We start from the raw sequence: 21,752 nt of genomic DNA on the forward strand, positions 1-21,752 counted from the left end.
TATCAGCAGTAACGGTACTTATTGTTTCGAGGTGTCTCTTCACAATGCCTTTACCTCTGTAATACCTTCCTTCAGTTTGAAACACTTTCACTTTGTTTCATCCTATGGGTTTTTCTTTTTGAGATTTATTGTCATTTATATCATTTACGCAGCGGGTAATCTATCTTGCTCCAGAAAGGAGGTATTCCAGCCGCACCTTCCGGTACGGCTACCTTGTTACGACTTAGCCCCAGTTATCGGTTTTACCCTAGGACGCTCCTTGCGGTTACATACTTTAGGTACCCCCAACTTCCATGGCTTGACGGGCGGTGTGTACAAGGCCCGGGAACGTATTCACCGTATCATTGCTGATATACGATTACTAGCGAATCCAACTTCAAGAGGTCGAGTTGCAGACCTCTATCCGAACTGTGAATGGCTTTTGGAGATTTGCTTGCTGTTACCAGCTTGCTGCCCTCTGTACCATCCATTGTAGCACGTGTGTAGCCCCGGACGTAAGGGCCATGATGACTTGACGTCGTCCCCTCCTTCCTCTCTGTTTGCACAGGCAGTCTGTTTAGAGTCCCCACCTTAACGTGCTGGCAACTAAACATAGGGGTTGCGCTCGTTGCGGGACTTAACCCAACACCTCACGGCACGAGCTGACGACAGCCATGCAGCACCTAGTTTCGTGTGATTGCTCACTGATCTATCTCTAAATCATTCACTAACTTTCAAGCCCGGGTAAGGTTCCTCGCGTATCATCGAATTAAACCACATGCTCCTCCGCTTGTGCGGGCCCCCGTCAATTCCTTTGAGTTTCAATCTTGCGACCGTACTCCCCAGGTGGAATACTTAACGCTTTCGCTTAGCCGCTAACTGTGTATCGCTAACAGCGAGTATTCATCGTTTAGGGCGTGGACTACCAGGGTATCTAATCCTGTTTGATCCCCACGCTTTCGTGCCTCAGCGTCAATAAAACCATAGTAAGCTGCCTTCGCAATCGGTGTTCTGTGACATATCTATGCATTTCACCGCTACTTGTCACATTCCGCCTACCTCTAGTCCATTCAAGCTCTTCAGTATCAAGGGCACTGCGATAGTTGAGCTACCGTCTTTCACCCCTGACTTAAAAAGCCGCCTACGCACCCTTTAAACCCAATAAATCCGGATAACGCTTGGATCCTCCGTATTACCGCGGCTGCTGGCACGGAGTTAGCCGATCCTTATTCCTTCGGTACATTCAGCTACTTACACGTAAGTAGGTTTATTCCCGAATAAAAGCAGTTTACGACCCAGAGGGCTGTCTTCCTGCACGCGGCATGGCTGGTTCAGAGTTCCCTCCATTGACCAATATTCCTTACTGCTGCCTCCCGTAGGAGTCTGGTCCGTGTCTCAGTACCAGTGTGGGGGGTCATCCTCTCAGATCCCCTAGACATCGTAGCCTTGGTGGGCCGTTACCCCGCCAACTAGCTAATGTCACGCATGCCCATCTTAATCCTATAAATATTTGATCATTGTACAATGCTGTACTGTGATTTTATGCGGTCTTAATCCGAATTTCTTCGGGCTATCCCCCTGATTAAGGTAGGTTGCATACGCGTTACGCACCCGTGCGCCACTTTTTCTCTAGCAAGCTAGAAATATCGTTCGACTTGCATGTATTAGGCCTGCCGCTAGCGTTCATCCTGAGCCAGGATCAAACTCTCCATTGTAAAATGTTGTGTTTGAATCACTGACCATTCTTAACTTGTATTAATAATAGTCTGTATTCTTATTTGTCTGACAGATCTAACTTGAAAAATCATTGCGGATCATGTACTTTGAACTCGTACTGATTTATCCCGCTCTGCGTTTTTATAAATGACATCTCTTTAATGAACTTCTCGGCGCAAACCTCACGGCGGCCTTGTATATGTTGCAATAGTTTGAATCAATTTTCAAAGGTCTTTATGTTCCTTTGTTGATCTTTTCATTCTATCGTTTCAATCTTGTTTGTTTCGCTCAGCTGACATCCGTCAACAGCGTTTTGTTTTCCCGTTTTTGTTGGGACTGCAAAGGTAGAAATATTTTTCGTTCTGTCAAGCTTTTTCTTTTTTTTATTTTCAGAAGTTTTAATCCTTCTTTCCATTATTTCAAAGCTAAACTAACGTCCTACTTTACAACCTTTCAAATCCTTCTCTTTTTATCACTCTCACTGTTTCCCTTCCTCCGAAGCGGGATGCAAATGTAGGAAAAATATAGGTTACACCAAACAATAATACCAATATAATTGTATCACCCACCTAACCCATTGTTTTTCAAGCATAAAAACTTAAGGATAGATTTAAAAGAACCAGTTAAAGCTAGCTGACAACAAATGCGACAGCATTCCAAAAAATCAATTCAATTCAGATAATAAGGATAACTACTCTTTACTGCGTCTTTAAACATAAGTTATAGGTATATCAGGACGGATCAGATAGGGGAAAATTGGCCGGGTAGTATTCGGGATGTGAACAATGTGAGTACAATTAGCGTACAACCGTTGCAACTAATTCGAAAACATTGTACTGATACTGTATCAAAGCTGTTTGCATTTTGCCCACACCCCAAGCACAACCTTTACTTTAACCCGCTTCAATCTATAATCTTCTATACAACACATCCTGAAAAACAAAAATTTCAAATCAGATCAACGGTTACAGTATATATATATACAACTCATAAAAAACGCGTTTCAAATCCTATTTGTTAAATTATGTTAACCGCTTGACTGATATAAAGCCTTTATCTAGCTTAGCGGACAATTATTTTTAATTGACGTTATCGTATTATTAACTTATCTTTGCACAATGTTTAAAATTAAACACGTTTTTATATTAAGTTTTACCGTAATCGCCTTGAGTATTGCAGGTTGCAAAAGCCGGTTTGAGAAAATCAGGCTGAGTAATGATGTAGCTAAAAAATACCAGGAGGCGATTAAACTGTATAACAAGAAGGATTATTCAAAAGCTTTGATCTTATTTGAAGATCTTTCTCAGAAATACAGGGGAAGAACAGAAGCAGAAGATTTGAATTATTACTATGCTTATACCTTATTCAGGCTAAAAGATTACACTACTGCCCGTTATCAGTTTAAATACTTTGCGGATACCTATCCTACCAGTAAAAACGCAGAAGAATGCCGTTATATGGGCGCTTATTGCTTTTACCTGGATTCTCCGGAATATTCACTGGATCAGGAAAACACCTATAAAGCAATTGATGCCCTTCAATTATTTATCAACTTATACCCTAAAAGTGAAAGAGTTACGCAAGCAAGTCAGTATATTACCGATCTGCGTGCTAAACTGGAATTAAAAGCATATACAAACGCCAGGTTATATTATGATTTGGGAAGTTACCAGATTGTTTACTTTAAAGCGTCTGTGATTTCTTTGAAAAACGGAGAGATTGATTTTCCGGATATTAAATATGCAGAAGACATGGACTTGCTGATTGTTAAATCTCAATATAACTATGCTAAACATAGTTTCCCTTTCCGTCAGGAAGACAGATTTACTGAAGCTATTGGTTATGCCAATGAATTTATTGAAAAATACCCTCAGAGTAAGTATCTTGATGAAGCGAAATTTTTGAAAAGCGATAGTGAAGCTGGTGTAGTAAACGCCAAACAGATGATGACACTTGAAGCTAACCAAATCGCAAAATACAAAGCCATAGCAGCTAAAGAATCGAAAAGAGACAGTACCATTAACTTGATTAAAACCCCCAACCAATAATGAATACGAATAAACCCGCAATACCAAACACTACGGTAACCAGAAATGTTAACGATTTAGATCAGAAGACAGAGAATATCTATGAGTCTTTAGTGATTATTTCTAAAAGGGCTAATCAGATTTCTAACAATATGAAAGAAGAGCTACATGGTAAATTAGCTGAGTTTGCTTCTTCTAACGACAATCTGGAAGAGATTTTCGAAAACAGGGAGCAAATTGAAATCAGCAAACACTATGAGCGTATGCCTAAACCTTCGCTGATCGCAATCGACGAATTTCTGAACGACAAAGTTTATTACAGAAATCCGGCTAAAGATCCTCAATAATACCTGCGCAGGCATTAACTTGCATTACCATTGCATTAATAGACCATGCTCAAAAATAAAAACATCATCCTTGGCGTTTGCGGCAGCATCGCAGCTTATAAATCGGCAATATTAATCAGGCTACTGATTAAAGCTGGTGCAAACGTCAGGGTAATTCTTACTGCAGATGCGGAAAATTTCATCACCCCGCTCACCCTCGCAACTTTATCTAAAAATCCTGTTTACACCAAATACTTCGAAGAAGAAACCGGTGTATGGAGCAATCATGTAGAATTAGGCCTCTGGGCCGATTATATGATCATCGCACCTGTCAGTGCCAATACGATGGGCAAAATGGCCAATGGCTTATGTGATAACTTATTAAGTGCAGTATATCTTTCTGCCAAATGCCCGGTTTATTATGCCCCCGCTATGGACCTCGATATGTGGAAACACGAAAGCACCAGGGCCAATGTAGAAAAACTGAATAGTTTTGGCAACCAGATCATATCCCCAAGCAGCGGAGAACTGGCCAGTGGTTTGTATGGCGAAGGCCGAATGGCAGAACCCGAAGAAATTATAAATTTCCTTATTGATCATATTAAAAAAGATCTTCCCTTAGCTGGTGTGAAAGTAATGGTAACCGCCGGCCCTACTTATGAACCTATAGATCCTGTAAGGTTTATTGGCAACCACTCTTCTGGCAAAATGGGCTTTGCTATTGCAGATGAAATGGCTGGTTTAGGTGCAGAGGTAACACTAATTTGCGGACCTACAGCAGAAAAAAGTGTCCGGCAGGTACAGCGGATAGATGTAACTACCGCCGCTGAGATGCTGGAAGCCTGTACTTCAAATTTCGCCCATAGCACGATCAGTATCATGAGTGCCGCAGTGGCCGATTATACGCCAAAACATCCTGCCCTGCAGAAAATCAAAAAGAAAGAAGAAGAATTTTCTATCGACCTGAAAAAAACAACTGATATTCTGCTCACCCTCGGTCAGCTCAAAAGTCCCGCACAAATCCTGATCGGCTTTGCCCTGGAAACAGAAAATGAAGAAGAAAACGCGAAGTACAAATTAAAGAAAAAGAACCTCGATCTGATTGTGCTCAATTCATTGAATGATACGGGAGCAGGCTTTCAAAAAGATACCAACAAAATCACTATCTTTAATCGTGCAGAAGAAAAAACGGTATACACTGTCAAATCCAAGACTGAGGTTGCCAAAGATATCTGTAACCAAATATTAAAACTATACCAGGCATAAAACCATCATGCGATAATCGCCGCAGGCAGTTTGAAGATTAAAAACAAATGTAGGCTGATGAAACCTGCATGAGCTTAGCGTTCATATACAGCCATGAATACAAGATCATGTAAGCTTCATAACCATTAAAAGATAATAACACTCAAATGAAAAAGATCTTCTCCTTACTTTTCATTCTCCTCTTATTCTGCATTACAGCGCATACGCAGGAATTAAACTTCAGGGTACAGGTGTCAGCACCAAAAGTACCAAACATCAATAAAAACAATATAGATCAGCTTCGTACCATCATCAGGGATTTCCTCAATAACAATAAATGGACAAATGAAAATTATCGTCCACAGGAAAAGATCGACTGCAACCTTGTCATTACCATTAATTCCTGGGACGGTGGCTCCAGTTATACAGCCGACGCACAAATACAAACCAGCAGGCCTATTTTCGGAACAACCTATAGCAGCACGCTGCTCAATTTAAACGATAAGGATTTCGATTTTAGTTATAATGATGGCCAGCCGATTGATTTCTCTGATCAGAATTACCTGACCAATCTGAGTTCACTACTTTCTTATTATGCCTATACGGTCATTGGCTTAGATAAAGATAGTTTCAGTAAGCTTGGAGGCACCCCCTATTACCTGAAAGCCCAAAACATCCTGAATATTGCACAAGCTTCCGGTAATACAGGATGGAAAGCATTTGATGGGTTGCGTAACCGCTATTGGCTCAACGAAAACCTGCTGAACAAAAGCTACCAGGAGCTGAGGGTGTTCATTTACAATTATCATACAAACACGCTCGACCATATGCAGGAAGATCCCGGTAAAGGCGCAAAATTAATGCTGGGTTACCTTTCAGACCTGCAGCAAATGGATAAACAAAAATTAGGCTCTATTTTCCCGAACGTATATTTTGCAACCAAAGCGGAAGAAACAGCAAACATCCTGATGCTGGGAAGCTCACAGGATAAAACAGATGGATATACCCTGCTGAGCCAGATTGACCCTGCAAATATCAACAAATACGAGGTTCTTAAAAAGAACTGATCCCCAGGCTATCCTACCTAATTACTAGCCGTTTAAAAATAAATTAAAATTTATTTTGGTTATACGAATATATTCGTACATTTGAATACGAAACAATTCGTATTCAAATGTTATGTCTTCAGAAATTACTACAAAACCAACGGAAAGCGAACTGGAAATACTCCAGATTTTATGGGAAAAGGGTAACTGTACAGTAAGGGATGTACACGAGATCCTAACCAGGAATAAAGAAGCAGGATATACCACTACGCTAAAGCTAATGCAGATCATGCATGAAAAAGGCCTGGTGACAAGAGATACGACCTCAAAAACACATATCTACAGCGCGCTGGCCAGTCAGCAGAAAACCCAGCAACATTTAGTATCAAGACTGATAGACAATGCATTTAACGGATCGGCGGCAAGACTGGTTATGCAGGCACTTGGAAATCATAACTCCAGTAAGGATGAAATAGAAGCAATAAAGAAATATTTGGATGAACTAGATCATAAATAATTATGGAAACCTTAGTAAACAATCTCATACAGGCAACAGGCTGGAGCATACTCCACTCCCTATGGCAAGGTGCCCTCATCTACGCTTTGCTGCTGCCCAGCCAGCTGAATGTATTTAAGCTAAATGCGAAACTAAAATATAAACTGGCCTATGTGGCAAACTGTTTAATGTTTATCTGTTTTGTATGCACATTTATTTCTGTCTTTCACTGGCCGTCAGCTTCAGCTGTATCCGATATGCCAGCCGCATTTCCAGCTATCGCAACACCGATTTTTATAAAATACGCAGAGCGTTTGTTTCCTGCCCTGGTCCTGCTCTATCTGATAGGGTTGCTTATACAGTCTGTTATTGTCGTTCAGGGATATAAAAAGGTAAACCAGCTTAAAAAGGCTAACTATTCAAAAGTTCCTGAAGAATGGGCAAAGCTTTTTCAAAACCTTACAAGAAATATGAATATCAGAAAACATATTGATTTCCGGCTTTCTGATCATGTAAACGTCCCTCTTGTGATCGGTTTCCTGAAACCAGTTATCCTTTTTCCGGTAGCATTGGCAGCACAAATGGAACTTAACCACGTAGAAGCGATACTGATACATGAACTATCCCATATCAGGAGAAATGATTACCTGTTTAACCTGATCAGGACAATGATTGACACAGTACTATTTTTCAATCCCTTTATATGGCTTACCGGAAAATTTATAGACATCGAAAGAGAGCATGCCTGTGATGACCTGGTAGTCAAGCTGACCGATCAACCGCTTACCTATGCACACGCCCTTTTAAAACTGGAACTGTTAACCGATAAGCATAGTCCCGTACTTGCCTTAGCGGCCACTGGAACAAATCAACATTTATATCAACGCATTAAAAGAATCACAGATATGAAAACGAACTACATGAATTCCAAACAAAAGCTTTTCACTGTAACCTTAACCCTGGCTACTATAGTTTCATTAGCCTGGATCAGTCCTGAAAAGAATGACAAACCCATCAAAAAAGTAATTGTACAAAATAATGTTAGTGCTCCGCTGTACGACCTGAGCCCACTGGATACCGCGAAGAAAAAGATTAAAAAAGGGTTTAGAGTTCCGCCACCACCGCCAGTGGAACCCAAATCTAAGATGAGATTTCCTCCTCCACCTCCTCCTGTTGAACCGGTAAGATTTCCACCGCCGCCTGCACCCGTTGATCCTAAAGTTCATCAACCAGAAGCACCCGAAGCCCCTGAAATGCCTGAGCTTTCAAAAGCAATAACAGACTTTTCAATAAAAGTACAGGATATGGTAATGGCAGGAAGCCCTAGCCCTGCGCAGCTGGAGCAAATGAAAACAGAGATTGAAAGAAGTGGTGTGCAGCTTCAAAAACAATTTAACACTCCGGAGCAGAAAGCTAAATGGGAAAAGTACGGTAAAGAAATGCAAGCAAGATACAATAGCCCGGAACAAAAAGCCAAATGGGATAAATATGCACAGGAGATGCAGGCTAAATCCAATTCTCCGGAACAGAAAGCCAAGTGGGACAAGTTTGCGAAGGAAATTGAAGCCAGGTACAATACACCCGAGCAAAGGGCTAAACTGGAAAAATACGCCATGGAAATGCAGGCTATGTACAACTCACCGGAGCAAAGAAAACATTTGGCAGAAATGCAGCAAAATGCACAATTGCAGATGAAAGTTGCACAAAAAGCGATGGCCGCTACCGATATGAGAATGCAGGATTTTAAATTTAATGTTGCGGTGCCAGATGTAGTTTTTACAGAAACCGATGATCAGCAAAAGATTAAACAGTCGCCGGAATATATCGAACTAAAAAAGAAATTTGATAAAGATGTAGAAGAGCTGGCTAACAAAAAACTCAAAAAAGGCAACAATTAATTTTATCTTTTCACACAGAAACCTCCAAGGCAGAAGATATTCCTCTGCCTTTTTTTTATGCCTGTTTATTTTTCAACCGTGCTCCGCTTTCATTTTTGACTTTTTTTGATAGCCAGGTTCCTCTTAAATTGATTTGTTTTTTTGACTTTAGCTGCCTGCCCGGGTTTTGTTAAAAAAGAATAAACATCCATTGACTAAGTTTTCATAATTTAGCATCCAGATATGCTACAAAAACTTTCTATACGGAACTATGCGCTGATAGATAGTGTTGATCTTGAACTCGACAAAGGTTTAAATATCATCACTGGCGAAACAGGTGCAGGTAAATCTATTATGTTAGGTGCACTGTCCTTAATTTTGGGTCAGCGCGCAGAAACAAAATACTTTTTCAACCAGGATAAAAAATGTGTCATTGAAGGACAGTTTAACCTCTCCGGTACTGCGTTAAAAGCTTTCTTTGAAGAATACGATGTGGATTTTCTTCCCGACAGTATCTTAAGGAGGGAAATATCTATTGATGGTAAATCAAGGGCATTTATAAATGATACCCCGGTTACACTTGCTGTAATGAAACAAATTGGCGAAAAGCTGATTGATATACATTCCCAGCATGCTACTTCTGAAGTGAACGATCCTGGATTTCAGCTTTCGGTAGTAGATACCTTATCCAACCATGCCCCTCTGCTTAGTGAGTACAGACAAAAATTCAAAGACTATAAAAATGGCCTGCAGCACCTGATCAACCTGCAAACATCAGCCGATGAAGCCAGGAGTAAACAGGATTATGAACAATTCCTGTTCAACGAGCTGGAAAATGCACACCTGCAGCCAGGAGAACAGGCCGAACTGGAACTGGAACTGGAAGCATTAAACAATGCCGAAAGTATCAAGAGAGGGCTGGTAAATGGTCATACGTTACTTGATGGAGAAGAAACCGCAGTAATTCCTATTTTAAAAGAAGTCATCAGCCAGATCCAGTCTGTAGAGAAATTCAATCCCTTATACACCGCAGTAAATGAGCGCCTCCGTTCTGCATTGATCGAGATCAGGGATATCGCACAGGAAACAGAAAGCCTGGAAGAAAATATCGTTTTCAACCCTGCCAGGATTGATGCAATTAATCTGAGGCTCGACCTTATTTATACCCTTCAGCAAAAACACAGGGTAAATACAATTGATGAACTGATCGCCATTCAGACAGAATTGTCTAACAATCTATATACGCTGTTAAATAGCGATGAAGAAATTGAAAAGTTGATCAGGGTGATCAACAGCCTCAAAACCGAATTGGAAAAAATAGCTGATACCTTATCAAAAAACCGCAGTAAGGCTATAGATACAGCACAAAAGCAAGTGGGCGAAATCCTGGTACGCGTAGGTATGCCCAATGCAAAGATCAAAATTGAGCAATCTGTAGTAGAAAATCTCAATAAAGACGGAAAGGATATGATCTCCCTGCTGTTCTCGGCAAATGCAGGACAGGCTCCTGCACCGGTAGGCAAAGTAGCTTCAGGCGGAGAACTTTCCAGACTGATGCTGGCTATCAAATCGGTTATTTCAAAACATACCTCCCTGCCTACGCTTATTTTTGATGAAATTGACACTGGTATTTCCGGAGAAACAGCTTTGCGTGTAGGCGATGTGATTGGTGAACTGGAACAAAACATGCAGGTGATCTGCATTACCCACCTTCCACAGATTGCAGCAAAAGGCGAAGCGCATTACTTTGTTTATAAAAAAGAAGATGCAGAAAGAACAACAACAGGAATCCGCAGGCTAAACACCCAGGAACGCATATTTGCCATTGCAGAGATGCTGAGTGGCAAGAACCCGGGGGAGTCTGCTTTAAAAAACGCACAGGATCTATTGGACCTCCAGCATTAAAATTTCATTAAAATCAGTATATCAATAAGTTAGCAACCCGCTTACAAAGCCCTTTTAACGTATTTTAACATATTTAAAGCCCAGACAGGGCTTTTTTTTATTGCAAAATAACTTAAAGATGAGTTAAATTAGCTCCATGATTAAATATCTCCTCGGGACAGGTTTGCTGTTATTATTTTGCCTTAACATTCAGGCCCAAAAACTATACTCTATCAGCGGTACGGTAAAGGATAAAAAGGGAGAAACACTTCCCGGGGCAGGAATATATTTAAGTGGTTATACCACCGCTACTGTAAGTAACGGAGACGGTCTGTTTAACTTAGGCAAACTAAAACCAGGCTCTTATGAAGTGGTAGTACAAATGATAGGTTATCTCCCTTACAGCAAAAGTGTGATCATAGATAATCAGGATATTAAAATTTCCATCGAGCTGTCCGAAAACACGGTACAGCTCCATGAGGTAGTGATTACAGCCGATCCTAACAGGGAAAAAAATCTGCAGATATTTAAAGACTTCTTTATCGGCAAGACCCCAAATTCTGCCAAATGTAAGATCTTAAACCCTAATGTATTGTACATCAAGTACGATGGCGACCAGGAGATACTGAGGGTTACCAGTAACGAATTTCTGGTCGTAGAAAATAAAGCATTAGGTTACCGCTTAAAATATATGCTTAACATGTTTGAGTACAATTACAATACAAGGATCATCTATTTTTCAGGCCTTCCTGTATTTGAAGACCTTAAGGGTGGCGGAGGAAAAAGAAAAACATGGTTGAAAAACCGCGAAATCGCCTATGCCGGATCACCGCAGCATTTCTTTCAATCGCTGTATAGAAATAAAGTAGAAGAAGAGGGCTTTATTATTTACAAGAGGATCATGACTAAAAACCCGAACAGGCCACCTGATGCGGTATTGTTAGCAACAAAAGCAAGGCTGATGAAAAAAGTGCATGGCACCATCAGTGCTCATGGTGTACTTGCAGATTCGATAGCACTGATAGAACATTACATGCAATTGCCAAAAGAATTTGCCACCCTTGATATGTCTGGCGTATCTACAGATACATTGGTCAAAAGCATTTATCCGGATATGAAGACCATCAATTACAAGGATGAATTATACGTAATGTATACCAAAGAAGAGGAAAGTATAAAGTATTCCAATACCGGCCACTATATCATGAGGCCGTTAACTATTCCAAACTACGAGATATCCGTTGTAAAAATGCTTCAGGGGCCAGTTAATTTTTATGCAAACGGAGGAATCCGGGATTCAAAATCATTATTGTACGAAGGCTTCTGGGCCTATGAGAAGATTGGAGACATGGTTCCGATGGATTATGTCCCTGTGAGTAAAAGGTAAATAACCTATTTGATATTACTAATATTATTAGTATTTTTAGCTAATGATAGTAGATGATCAAACAAAGGACAATTACCTTAAAGGCAGGGGTGCACAATTCAATCCGCATAACCGTTTTGCGGCAAATACCTATGTAAAAGAACATGTTGAGGGAATTGACGACTGGGAGGTAGAAAATCAAAAAACAACCTTCATTATCGGGCAATCAAAATCCATTGTCAACAAAGTTGATAGTCCCGATGTAGGGATGGCCTATTCCCTCAATCCTTACCAGGGATGCGAACACGGCTGTACTTACTGTTATGCAAGAAACGCCCATGAGTACTGGGGCTTTAGTGCCGGTCTTGATTTCGAAACCAAGATCATTGTCAAAAAAGATGCGCCTGCCCTGTTCAAAAAATTCCTGGAAAAGAAAGGATGGAATGCCGAAACGATATCCCTTTCAGGAAATACCGACTGCTACCAGCCTGCAGAACGCGAATACAAGATTACCCGTCAGCTATTAGAGATCGCCCTGGAATACAGGCAGCCAATTGGCATGATCACAAAAAACTCGCTGATCCTGCGCGACAAAGATATCCTGCAGGAAATGGCCAAACTGAACCTCTGTATGGTTTATATCTCCATTAACAGCCTGAATGAAAAGCTAAGGTTAGTGATGGAGCCCAGAACCACCACCATCAAACAAAGGCTTAAAGTAGTGGAAGAACTCAGTACAGCAGGCATCCCAACCGGAGTCATGGTAGCCCCCCTGATACCTGGGCTAAGCGACCATGAAATACCCGCAATACTCAAAACCATCGCTTCCGCCGGTGCCATAAAAGCCGGCTACACGATCGTCAGGCTAAATGGAGCCATTGGCCCTATCTTCGAGGACTGGCTGCGTCAGAACTTCCCCGACAGGTTTGATAAAGTATGGCATGCCATACAGTCCTGCCATAGCGGCAACGTCAATGACAGCCGTTTCGGCCAGCGCATGAAAGGCGATGGAAACATTGCACAGCTAATCAATGATACCTTTAAACTCCATTGCAGGCTTAACCAACTCAACGTTCAGTCAATAACACTTGACTCAAGTCTTTTCAAGGTTCCAAAACCACAACTAAGCTTATTCTAAAATCCAGGGAGTAAATACTGATTTAAGAAAAATAATATACTCCTCTCGGCTGCCAATCTTTTGTTGAAAAAACAAAACATTGAAGGCCTTCGAGCAGCTTATTATTTTTCTTGGCAGCTCATCATCGAGTTGGGTCTAACCCTGCCACCGTAACAACCCAACGCTTTACCTGTAATTCTATAAATAAAAATACACCATACTTATACATCATGCTGGACCTCCCCCTCTGGAGTATCACTTGCGCTTTTCATAAAATGATTAGTAAAATAAATAATTAAAATAGACGCCATGCTTATGCATCATGCTGGATCTCCCCCCTCTGGAGTATCACTTGCGCTTTTCATAAAATGATTAGTAAAATAAATAATTAAAATAGACGCCATGCTTATGCATCATGCTGGACCTCCCCCCTCTGGAGTATCACTTGCGCTTTTCATAAAATGATTAGTAAAATAAATAATTAAAATAGACGCCATGCTTATGCATCATGCTGGACCTCCCCCTCTGGAGTATCACTTGCGCTTTTCATAAAATGATTAATAAAATAAATAATGAAAATAGACGCCATGCTTATGCATCATGCTGGACCTCCCCCCTCTGGAGTATCACTTGCGCTTTTCATCAGATGATCAGTAGGATATTCCAATGCAAGATCTGTTTTTCAAGAAAAAATATTCTGGCCTGTTATTTTTCAGGCCTTGTTCCATTGAAAAGGGAACGCAGCCTGAAAAACAACAGACCAGAATATTTTCCACAAAAAAAGGCTGCCCGGATAGGCAGCCTGATTATCTGATGAAAAATCGTAAGCTTATACTTCTTTTTTCTTTTTACCCGGACTCTTGTTTTCTACAACAATCAAATCTGTCTCCTTATTGTAATCGATCTCCAGTGTATCACCTTCATTGATCTCTCCTTTAAGTATCTCTTCAGCAATTGGGTCTTCCAAATATTTCTGTATCGCACGTTTCAAAGGACGTGCACCAAAATTACTATCAAAACCTTTATCAGCGATAAACTCTTTTGCTACATCTGTCAGCTTCACTTCATAACCCAGTGTATGTACACGACCGAACAATGATTTCAACTCAATATCAATGATTTTGAAGATCTCTTCTTTACCTAGAGTATTAAATACGATCACATCATCAACACGGTTCAGGAACTCAGGGGCAAAAGCACGTTTAAGCGCATTTTCAATTACTCCTCTTGAATGTGAATCTACCTGATTAGTTTTGGCGGTAGTAGAAAAACCTACGCCTTGTCCAAAATCTTTCAGCTGACGGGCACCAATATTTGAAGTCATGATGATGATCGTGTTCCTGAAGTCAACCTTGCGGCCTAAGCTATCAGTCAGCTGACCTTCGTCCAGCACCTGTAATAGGATATTGAAAACATCAGGGTGAGCTTTTTCGATTTCATCCAGCAGGATAACTGCGTATGGTTTACGACGAACTTTCTCAGTTAACTGGCCACCTTCTTCATAACCTACGTATCCCGGAGGCGCTCCCACTAAACGTGAAACAGCGAATTTCTCCATGTACTCACTCATATCGATCTGGATCAGTGAATCATCACTATCAAACATGAACCTGGCCAACTCTTTTGCCAATTCAGTTTTACCAACACCTGTAGGGCCTAAGAAAATGAATGAACCAATTGGTTTTTTAGGGTCTTTCAGTCCGGCTCTTGTACGCTGGATAGCTTTTGTCAGTTTCTTGATGGCTTCATCCTGACCAATGATCTTCGCAGCAACAGTTTCCTGCATGTTCAGCAACTTCACACTGTCAGTCTGACCAACACGCTGCAAAGGAATACCGGTCATCATGGAAACAACTTCAGCAACATTATCCTCAGTTACGGTGTAACGTTTGGTTTTAGTTTCCGCTTCCCATGCAGATTTTGCACGGTCAAGTTCTTCCAATAGATTCTTTTCAGTATCTCTTAATTTGGCAGCTTCTTCATACTTCTGACTTTTAACTACTTTATTCTTTTCAACTTTGATATTTTCGATTTTATTCTCAATATCAATGATGTTTTCAGGAACGTGAATATTTGTCAGGTGGACTCTTGAACCAGCCTCATCCAAAGCATCAATAGCTTTATCAGGAAGGAACCTGTCAGTAATATACCTTGAAGTTAAGGCCACACAGGCATTAATAGCTTCATTGGTATAAGTTACACCATGGTGTTCTTCATATTTTTCCTTGATACGGTTCAGGATCTCAATGGTCTCATCCGGCGAAGCGGGCTCGATCATTACTTTTTGAAAACGACGGTCTAAAGCACCATCTTTCTCAATATACTGACGGTATTCATCTAGAGTTGTTGCACCAATACATTGAATCTCTCCCCTTGCCAAAGCAGGTTTGAACATATTCGATGCATCCAGTGAACCTGAAGCTCCGCCAGCGCCAACAATAGTGTGGATCTCATCAATGAACAGGATCACATCAGTTGATTTCTCCAGTTCATTCATTACGGCTTTCATACGTTCTTCAAACTGTCCGCGGTATTTAGTACCTGCAACCAAAGAAGCAAGGTCTAAAGTAACTACGCGTTTGTTGAACAATACCCTTGATACTTTACGCTGAACAATACGCAGTGCAAGACCTTCAGCAATGGCTGATTTACCTACACCGGGTTCACCGATCAGAATTGGATTGTTCTTTTTACGACGTGACAGGATTTGAGAAACACGCTCAATTTCTTTCTCGCGACCAACAATAGGGTCCAAACGGCCTTCTTCTGCGGCTTTCGTTAAATCTCTTCCAAAATTGTCCAGCACGGGAGTTTTAGATTTGATATCAGAAACTTTCTTAGGGCTGCTGAAACTTTCTTCTTCACGATAATCATCATCACCACCGGTAGAAGCGCTCCCCTGAGTTTCATCTCTGAAACCATTTTTATTTACTTCAACTTCCTGTTTGAAGATTTCGTAATTGATGCTGTATTGCAACAAAATCTGAGAAGCAATATTATCATCATCACGAAGGATAGACAACAGCAAATGCTCTGTCCCAATCAAATCGCTCTTGAAGATCTTAGCTTCAAGGTAAGTGATTTTTAAAACTTTTTCGGCTTGTTTAGTTAGCGGGATGTTTCCCAGATTAACCGTAACACTGGATGTACCTCTAACAGCTTCCTCAATTGAGCGGCGTAATTTAGAGGTATCTACTCCCAGCGATTTCAATATTTTGATAGCCATTCCATCGCCTTCGCGAATCAGGCCCAACAAAAGATGTTCTGCGCCAATATAATCGTGACCTAATCTCAGGGCTTCTTCCCTGCTAAACGAAATCACGTCTTTTACTTGTGGTGAAAATTTAGCTTCCATATATACCTTTTATTAAAACGGAACGCCCTAAACTATAAAATTTGTTTTATAAACAAGCGTCACCAATACGATTTATTTTATCAACAATTACGCCATATACTCAATAAAAGATTTCACTGCTGACGTTATTTCACTAAACTTACTAACTTTTGGCACCAATAGCAATAATATTTTATTTGCACTAAAAAAATAAAAACTACCTCTAAGGTAGTTTAAATAATCATTACTTTATAAAAGAGCGGGTGTTATGGGAGAATTGTCCCGGTAATGTAATCATTTTTTACGCAAATCTGACCTGTCATTTTGTACCCTGAAGCGGATTTAATTGCTAAAAATGGCAGTCTCAACAAAGCATGTAACTATAGCGATTTAGCTGCTTCAATTGCTGGTTTTATAATATTTACTTCAAATGATGTGTTAAATTCATCAATTTAGGCTGATAAACAATTTCGTTACTTCCTTACCTTGTTTATATTTGTAATTGTTAGCCTAATTAGTAATAAAACAGATTTCAAATTATAACGTCGTAATAAAGGCGTAAACATAAAAACCAAAAATGTCAGACGAAAAAATAATCTTTTCAATGGCGGGGGTCAACAAGATCTATCCTCCCCAAAAACAAGTATTAAAAAACATCTACCTTTCCTTTTTCTATGGCGCCAAAATTGGCGTTATCGGTTTAAACGGATCAGGTAAATCATCTGTGCTGAAAATCATTGCAGGAATAGACAAAGCTTTCCAGGGTGAAGTAGTCTTCTCACCGGGTTATACCGTAGGTTACCTGGCACAGGAACCGGAGCTGGATGAAAACAAAACTGTTCGTGAAGTAGTAGAAGAAGGCGTTGCCGAGATCACTGCTATCTTAAAAGAATACGAAGCAATTAACGAGCAGTTTGGCTTACCTGAAGTTTATGAAGATGCCGATGCAATGGATAAACTGATGGCCAAACAAGGTGAACTGCAGGATAAAATTGATGCATCCAACGCATGGGAGCTGGATAATAAGCTGGAACGCGCCATGGATGCTTTACGCTGTCCTGATCCGGATACCAAAATTGGTGTACTATCGGGTGGTGAGCGTCGCCGCGTAGCCATGTGCAGATTACTTTTACAGGAACCTGACGTATTGTTACTGGATGAGCCAACGAATCACTTAGATGCAGAAAGTATTGACTGGCTGGAGAAATTCCTGAAAGACTACAAAGGAACTGTTATTGCAGTAACCCACGACAGGTACTTCCTGGATAATGTAGCCGGATGGATCCTTGAACTTGACCGTGGAGAAGGTATTCCATGGAAAGGGAATTACTCATCATGGTTAGATCAGAAAGCCAAACGTTTGTCACAGGAAGAGAAAACAGAAAGCAAACGTCAGAAAACACTGGAACGCGAGCTGGAGTGGGTACGTATGGCGCCAAAAGCCAGACATGCAAAATCCAAAGCACGTTTATCTAACTATGATAAACTCGCCTCAGAAGATTCTAAGGAAAGAGAAGACAAACTGGAACTATTTATACCTGCAGGACCAAGGTTAGGAAATGTGGTGATCGAAGCGAACAACGTAACAAAAGCTTATGGAGATAAGATCCTGTTTGAAAACCTGAGTTTCTCTTTACCTCCGGCTGGTATAGTGGGTATCATTGGTCCCAATGGAGCAGGAAAAACTACACTTTTCCGTCTGATCACAGAACAGGAAACGCCTGATGAAGGCACATTCAGGGTTGGTGAAACTGTTGCGCTGGGTTATGTGGACCAGATGCACAACGACCTTGATGGCAATAAAACAGTGTATGAAAATATTACCGACGGACTGGAAAACATTCAGCTGGGCAACAAAGCGGTAAGCGGACGTGCCTATGTTTCCAAATTCAACTTCAATGGTGGTGACCAGCAGAAAAAAGTAAACATCCTTTCAGGGGGTGAGCGCAACAGGGTGCATTTGGCAATTACCCTGAAAAAGGGAGCAAATGTATTACTGCTGGATGAGCCTACCAATGATATTGATGTGAACACCTTACGTGCACTGGAAGAAGCATTGGAAAACTTTGGCGGCTGTGCAGTAGTGATTAGTCACGATAGATGGTTCCTGGATCGTATCTGTACCCATATCCTGGCCTTTGAAGGCAATTCACAGGTTTACTTCTTTGAAGGTAACTATAGTGACTACGAGGAAAACCGTAAAAAACGTTTGGGTGATGTAAGTCCCCATCGGATAAAATATAAAAAACTGGGCTAATCTATTTCTGCCCGAAATGCTCCAGGCGATAGTTAAAGCCCACGAGAAAATACCTGGTGATCTGATTGTAGCGGCTGTCCGCAATTGAATTGTCAGAAACACTCCTGATCAGGTTATTTCCCTGGTTCAGCAAATCATAAGCGTGGAAGGTAATACTTCCACGTTTATTTTTAAACATCGTTTTTTCCATGCTAAAGTTAATCAGCGTAGGATTAGGGGCATCCAGCGAATAGCCAGAATTTATCCTTTTCAACACATCAGCGGTAACAGACAAACCTTCTGTTAAAATGATCCTTCCACTGATGTTAAACTGCCAGGTTTCTATATTTCTCAGTCTCAGCAGGTCTATTGAATAGCGGTTACTACTGTAATTATAAGTAGCATAACCCGACAAAATAAGTTTCCGCTGGTTCATTCTTAACCGCAGCGTTTGGGAATAATTAAAGCTCTTATTCGTGTTCAGTACGGAATCAGCATAAGAGACCATATTTACATAATCCCAGTTACCCTTCAATTCGGCATTGAATTTATTATGGTCAAAAGGCATGGAATAGGTATAGGTGCCACCAAATGAATAAGAACCATTTGCATTTCTGAAACGTGTTTCCTGTTTGAGGGTATTTAGCGTATCCGCAACCAATGACACATTACTCACTACCTGATCCCTAACCACCATTCCATTTAAGGTCAGCATAAATATAGATCCCGTTTGTTCACTGGTATGCTGATAACTTAAAACCCCGGAATGCGTAAAACTGGATCTCAGGTTCGGATTACCATATACCAGGTTCTGAATATTGCTGATATTAGGTACCGGTTGTAACTGGTAATAATCAGGAGCGGTACTTACCCCGGTATAGACAAAAGCCAGATTGTCCCAGTCAGACACATTATAACTCAGGTTAATGATTGGAGAGATATTAACTTCTACATGATCGATCCTGGTTGTATTGCCCACCTGCTCACCTGTCAACTGGGTAGGCTGAGCGGTTACACCCAGGGTATAGTTCAGCTTTTTTGCCTGATACCGGTAACTCACGGCAAAGCGGTTGATCAAAAAAGCTGTAGAATACAAAGAGCTCAGTGAATCTACTACTGAGCTGCTGCTGCTATTGGTGCGGGTATATAAACTATTCCGGGTTTTATTAAAAGAGAAAAAATAGGAAAAATCGATATTTCTTTTCACCAGTGAATCTTTATCAGCACGTAAGGGTTCACTATACCTGAATTCTCCCGAGATAGCATTGGTCCTGTTTTCGGTATCTACAAAACGGTTCACTAAAGAATCGGCTATAGCTTGTCCGCCCTGCTGATTTAAATAGCTGATGCGGTTATCCAGTGCATCGTTCACCTGGTTAATACTGCTGCTCAGGGTAATTCCGGCAGACATACTTCTGCCCGGTTTCTCAAAACTCCTGGCCCAGGCAAAATTACCGGTCAGGCTTGGTGTTTCTGTAGCGGTGGCCGTATTATTGAACAGATTTTGTGTGATCAACCCAGTCTGATCAGAATTTGTATCGCCCTCCCGGTGTTTTTTAACCAATGAACCACCCAGTGAGGCCTGGAAATAACTTTTATCAGCAATAGACTGAATATTAAAATTGATATTATGGGTATTGTTCTGAGAATTACTTTCTGTGGTAGAGTTATTGTTGATCAATCCTCCGGGATTTATCGTTTCGATGTGGCTCAGCTGGCTGGACTGGTTTTTGGTATAACCATAATTATAACTTGCACTGGCCGTGATTCCATTGAACAGCTTATCCCTGTAATTGACACCTGCAACCGTAGTGGTGTTGATTCCTGCATCATTGCTGGTGTTGTTCGATCCGCTGCTAAAGCCAATCTGTTTACTTCCTTCCCATAAATTGCCATTTCCCTGGAGGGAATAGCGGTGATTGGTACCACCACTGGCAGCGGCATTGCCAAAAGTTCCTTTATTCTGGCCTTCTTTTGTCACCAGGTTCAGCATTTTCTCAGAATCCCCTTTTACGCCGGTGAAATTTGCTTCATCACCATAATCATTGATGATCTGCAATTTATCAATTACACTGGCGGGAAGCTGACGAATAAAGTCCTTCACGCTATTGGTGAAAAAATCCTCCCCGTTTACACGCAGCTTTAGCAGGGGTTTGCCCATGGCAGTTACATTTCCTTCCAGGTCTACTTCCACTCCAGGCAGCTGCCGAAGCAGGTCTTCTACCCTGTCATTTTCAGAAACCTGGTAGAAATCTGCATTATATTCAATGGTATCTTTCTTTAGCTTAATGGGTTTATCCCTGCCATTAATCACTACTTCATCCAATAAATTTGATTCTGTATGCAGCATGATCGGATCGAGATCCAGGCTTTCCTCCTCAGGAAGATAATTGTAAGATCTGGCATAAGGCTTAAACCCTACCCGTATAATCAATATAGAGATGTGATCACTTGTGAACCCTGAAAAGAAGAATTTACCCTGATTGTCGGTAACGGAGTTTAACGTGTCCTTGTTTGCCACGAGGTAAACATCTGCGCCAGACACTACCTCTTTAAGGGAATCAATGAGGCTTCCACTTAGCTTATGTTGAATTTGCGCATCTGCGGAAGAGCAGATCAGCAAAAAAGCATGAAATAAAATGATACATTTTAAATAACCCAATTCTCCAGGAAATTTCAAAAACTTAATCATTTTTCATGCAATCCTATTAACCCCGGGTATTAGATAATTCATTTTCTATATAAAAAGAAAAAAGAAAAGCCTTCACTCCACAAGTATACCAGTTTGAACGAATAAATTATCTGAATATTCAAGAATATACTCGAATTTCAACGTTTTTGAAAGGATTACCGACTAATCGGCTTTCGGAAGATCTGCTTTTTCAGTTCTTGGACCTCTTTTGTAAATTACCAGCCCATTTAAAAAATTACGAAGGATCTGATCACCGCAAGGTTTAAAATTCGGGTGGTCATCACTTCTGAAAAAAGAACCCAGCTCACTTTTAGTTACCTTAAAATTCACCAGTTCCAATATTTTGATAATATCTTCGTTGTTCAGCTCCAGCGCTACGCGCAGTTTCTTTAAAATGTCGTTGTTGCTCAT

General features: G+C 40.8%; 14 protein-coding genes and 1 rRNA gene. 10 read left to right on the plus strand and 5 right to left on the minus strand.

Going from position 1 to position 21,752, the window contains the following annotated elements; translation table 11 throughout:
* Nucleotides 1-174 precede the first annotated feature (174 nt).
* Together GSQ84_RS08285 and GSQ84_RS08290 are read right to left on the minus strand one after the other, a co-directional pair.
* Nucleotides 175-1,694, minus strand: a 16S ribosomal RNA gene (locus GSQ84_RS08285).
* 257 nt (nt 1,695-1,951) lie between these two features.
* Nucleotides 1,952-2,110 carry a hypothetical protein gene (locus tag GSQ84_RS08290; RefSeq protein ID WP_158796773.1) on the minus strand — a complete coding sequence of 53 codons (159 nt, stop codon included), beginning with the start codon at nt 2,108-2,110 and terminating at the stop codon, nt 1,952-1,954.
* Nucleotides 2,111-2,813: 703 nt separating this feature from the next.
* On the opposite strand from GSQ84_RS08290, the gene GSQ84_RS08295 reads away from it, so the two are divergent.
* The 9 genes from GSQ84_RS08295 to GSQ84_RS08335 all read left to right on the plus strand — a co-directional run bounded on the left by GSQ84_RS08295 (nt 2,814) and on the right by GSQ84_RS08335 (nt 13,100).
* Nucleotides 2,814-3,743 (plus strand): outer membrane protein assembly factor BamD, encoded by a 930-nt coding sequence (locus GSQ84_RS08295; RefSeq protein WP_158796774.1) that lies wholly within the window; start codon nt 2,814-2,816, stop codon nt 3,741-3,743.
* Entirely contained in the window at nt 3,743-4,069 is a 327-nt protein-coding gene (locus GSQ84_RS08300) for a DNA-directed RNA polymerase subunit omega (protein WP_158796775.1), read from the plus strand. The genes GSQ84_RS08295 and GSQ84_RS08300 overlap by 1 nt, the downstream gene beginning before the upstream one ends.
* A gap of 45 nt (nt 4,070-4,114) precedes the next feature.
* Entirely contained in the window at nt 4,115-5,314 is a 1,200-nt protein-coding gene (gene coaBC / locus GSQ84_RS08305) for a bifunctional phosphopantothenoylcysteine decarboxylase/phosphopantothenate--cysteine ligase CoaBC (RefSeq protein WP_158796776.1), read from the plus strand.
* Nucleotides 5,315-5,460: 146 nt separating this feature from the next.
* Nucleotides 5,461-6,360 (plus strand): DUF4835 family protein, encoded by a 900-nt coding sequence (locus GSQ84_RS08310; RefSeq protein WP_158796777.1) that lies wholly within the window; start codon nt 5,461-5,463, stop codon nt 6,358-6,360.
* Between the two features lie 112 nt (nt 6,361-6,472).
* A complete protein-coding gene (locus tag GSQ84_RS08315; protein ID WP_174238636.1) occupies nt 6,473-6,856 on the plus strand; it encodes a BlaI/MecI/CopY family transcriptional regulator in 384 nt (127 codons plus the stop codon).
* A 2-nt stretch (nt 6,857-6,858) separates the two neighbouring features.
* Nucleotides 6,859-8,733 (plus strand): M56 family metallopeptidase, encoded by a 1,875-nt coding sequence (locus GSQ84_RS08320; RefSeq protein WP_158796778.1) that lies wholly within the window; start codon nt 6,859-6,861, stop codon nt 8,731-8,733.
* Between the two features lie 222 nt (nt 8,734-8,955).
* Nucleotides 8,956-10,617 (plus strand): DNA repair protein RecN, encoded by a 1,662-nt coding sequence (gene recN / locus GSQ84_RS08325; protein ID WP_158796779.1) that lies wholly within the window; start codon nt 8,956-8,958, stop codon nt 10,615-10,617.
* A 136-nt stretch (nt 10,618-10,753) separates the two neighbouring features.
* A complete protein-coding gene (locus tag GSQ84_RS08330) occupies nt 10,754-11,983 on the plus strand; it encodes a carboxypeptidase-like regulatory domain-containing protein (protein WP_158796780.1) in 1,230 nt (409 codons plus the stop codon).
* Between the two features lie 43 nt (nt 11,984-12,026).
* Nucleotides 12,027-13,100, plus strand: a complete 1,074-nt coding sequence (locus GSQ84_RS08335; RefSeq protein ID WP_158796781.1) for a PA0069 family radical SAM protein — start codon at nt 12,027-12,029, stop codon at nt 13,098-13,100.
* Nucleotides 13,101-13,908: 808 nt separating this feature from the next.
* On the opposite strand, the gene GSQ84_RS08340 is transcribed toward GSQ84_RS08335, so the two are convergent.
* A complete protein-coding gene (locus tag GSQ84_RS08340) occupies nt 13,909-16,434 on the minus strand; it encodes an ATP-dependent Clp protease ATP-binding subunit (protein ID WP_158796782.1) in 2,526 nt (841 codons plus the stop codon).
* Nucleotides 16,435-16,990: 556 nt separating this feature from the next.
* On the opposite strand from GSQ84_RS08340, the gene ettA reads away from it, so the two are divergent.
* Nucleotides 16,991-18,670 (plus strand): energy-dependent translational throttle protein EttA, encoded by a 1,680-nt coding sequence (gene ettA, locus GSQ84_RS08345; protein WP_158796783.1) that lies wholly within the window; start codon nt 16,991-16,993, stop codon nt 18,668-18,670.
* 1 nt (nt 18,671) lies between these two features.
* On the opposite strand, the gene GSQ84_RS08350 is transcribed toward ettA, so the two are convergent.
* Together GSQ84_RS08350 and GSQ84_RS08355 are read right to left on the minus strand one after the other, a co-directional pair.
* Nucleotides 18,672-21,341 (minus strand): outer membrane beta-barrel protein, encoded by a 2,670-nt coding sequence (locus tag GSQ84_RS08350; protein ID WP_158796784.1) that lies wholly within the window; start codon nt 21,339-21,341, stop codon nt 18,672-18,674.
* Between the two features lie 162 nt (nt 21,342-21,503).
* Complete coding sequence (locus GSQ84_RS08355; RefSeq protein WP_158796785.1) at nt 21,504-21,752, minus strand: DUF1456 family protein; 249 nt, start codon at nt 21,750-21,752, stop codon at nt 21,504-21,506.

Origin of the sequence: Pedobacter sp. L105 (assembly GCF_009765875.1) — a bacterium.
Lineage (GTDB): Bacteria > Bacteroidota > Bacteroidia > Sphingobacteriales > Sphingobacteriaceae > Pedobacter.

Excerpts from the sequence above, each read along its gene's own strand:
- GSQ84_RS08290 (WP_158796773.1), bottom strand. The coding sequence starts at position 2,110 with ATGGAAAGAAGGATTAAAACTTCTGAAAATAAAAAAAAGAAAAAGCTT.
- GSQ84_RS08295 (WP_158796774.1), top strand. The coding sequence starts at position 2,814 with ATGTTTAAAATTAAACACGTTTTTATATTAAGTTTTACCGTAATCGCC.
- GSQ84_RS08300 (WP_158796775.1), top strand. The coding sequence starts at position 3,743 with ATGAATACGAATAAACCCGCAATACCAAACACTACGGTAACCAGAAAT.
- coaBC (WP_158796776.1), top strand. The coding sequence starts at position 4,115 with ATGCTCAAAAATAAAAACATCATCCTTGGCGTTTGCGGCAGCATCGCA.
- GSQ84_RS08310 (WP_158796777.1), top strand. The coding sequence starts at position 5,461 with ATGAAAAAGATCTTCTCCTTACTTTTCATTCTCCTCTTATTCTGCATT.
- GSQ84_RS08315 (WP_174238636.1), top strand. The coding sequence starts at position 6,473 with ATGTCTTCAGAAATTACTACAAAACCAACGGAAAGCGAACTGGAAATA.
- GSQ84_RS08320 (WP_158796778.1), top strand. The coding sequence starts at position 6,859 with ATGGAAACCTTAGTAAACAATCTCATACAGGCAACAGGCTGGAGCATA.
- recN (WP_158796779.1), top strand. The coding sequence starts at position 8,956 with ATGCTACAAAAACTTTCTATACGGAACTATGCGCTGATAGATAGTGTT.
- GSQ84_RS08330 (WP_158796780.1), top strand. The coding sequence starts at position 10,754 with ATGATTAAATATCTCCTCGGGACAGGTTTGCTGTTATTATTTTGCCTT.
- GSQ84_RS08335 (WP_158796781.1), top strand. The coding sequence starts at position 12,027 with ATGATAGTAGATGATCAAACAAAGGACAATTACCTTAAAGGCAGGGGT.
- GSQ84_RS08340 (WP_158796782.1), bottom strand. The coding sequence starts at position 16,434 with ATGGAAGCTAAATTTTCACCACAAGTAAAAGACGTGATTTCGTTTAGC.
- ettA (WP_158796783.1), top strand. The coding sequence starts at position 16,991 with ATGTCAGACGAAAAAATAATCTTTTCAATGGCGGGGGTCAACAAGATC.
- GSQ84_RS08350 (WP_158796784.1), bottom strand. The coding sequence starts at position 21,341 with ATGATTAAGTTTTTGAAATTTCCTGGAGAATTGGGTTATTTAAAATGT.
- GSQ84_RS08355 (WP_158796785.1), bottom strand. The coding sequence starts at position 21,752 with ATGAGCAACAACGACATTTTAAAGAAACTGCGCGTAGCGCTGGAGCTG.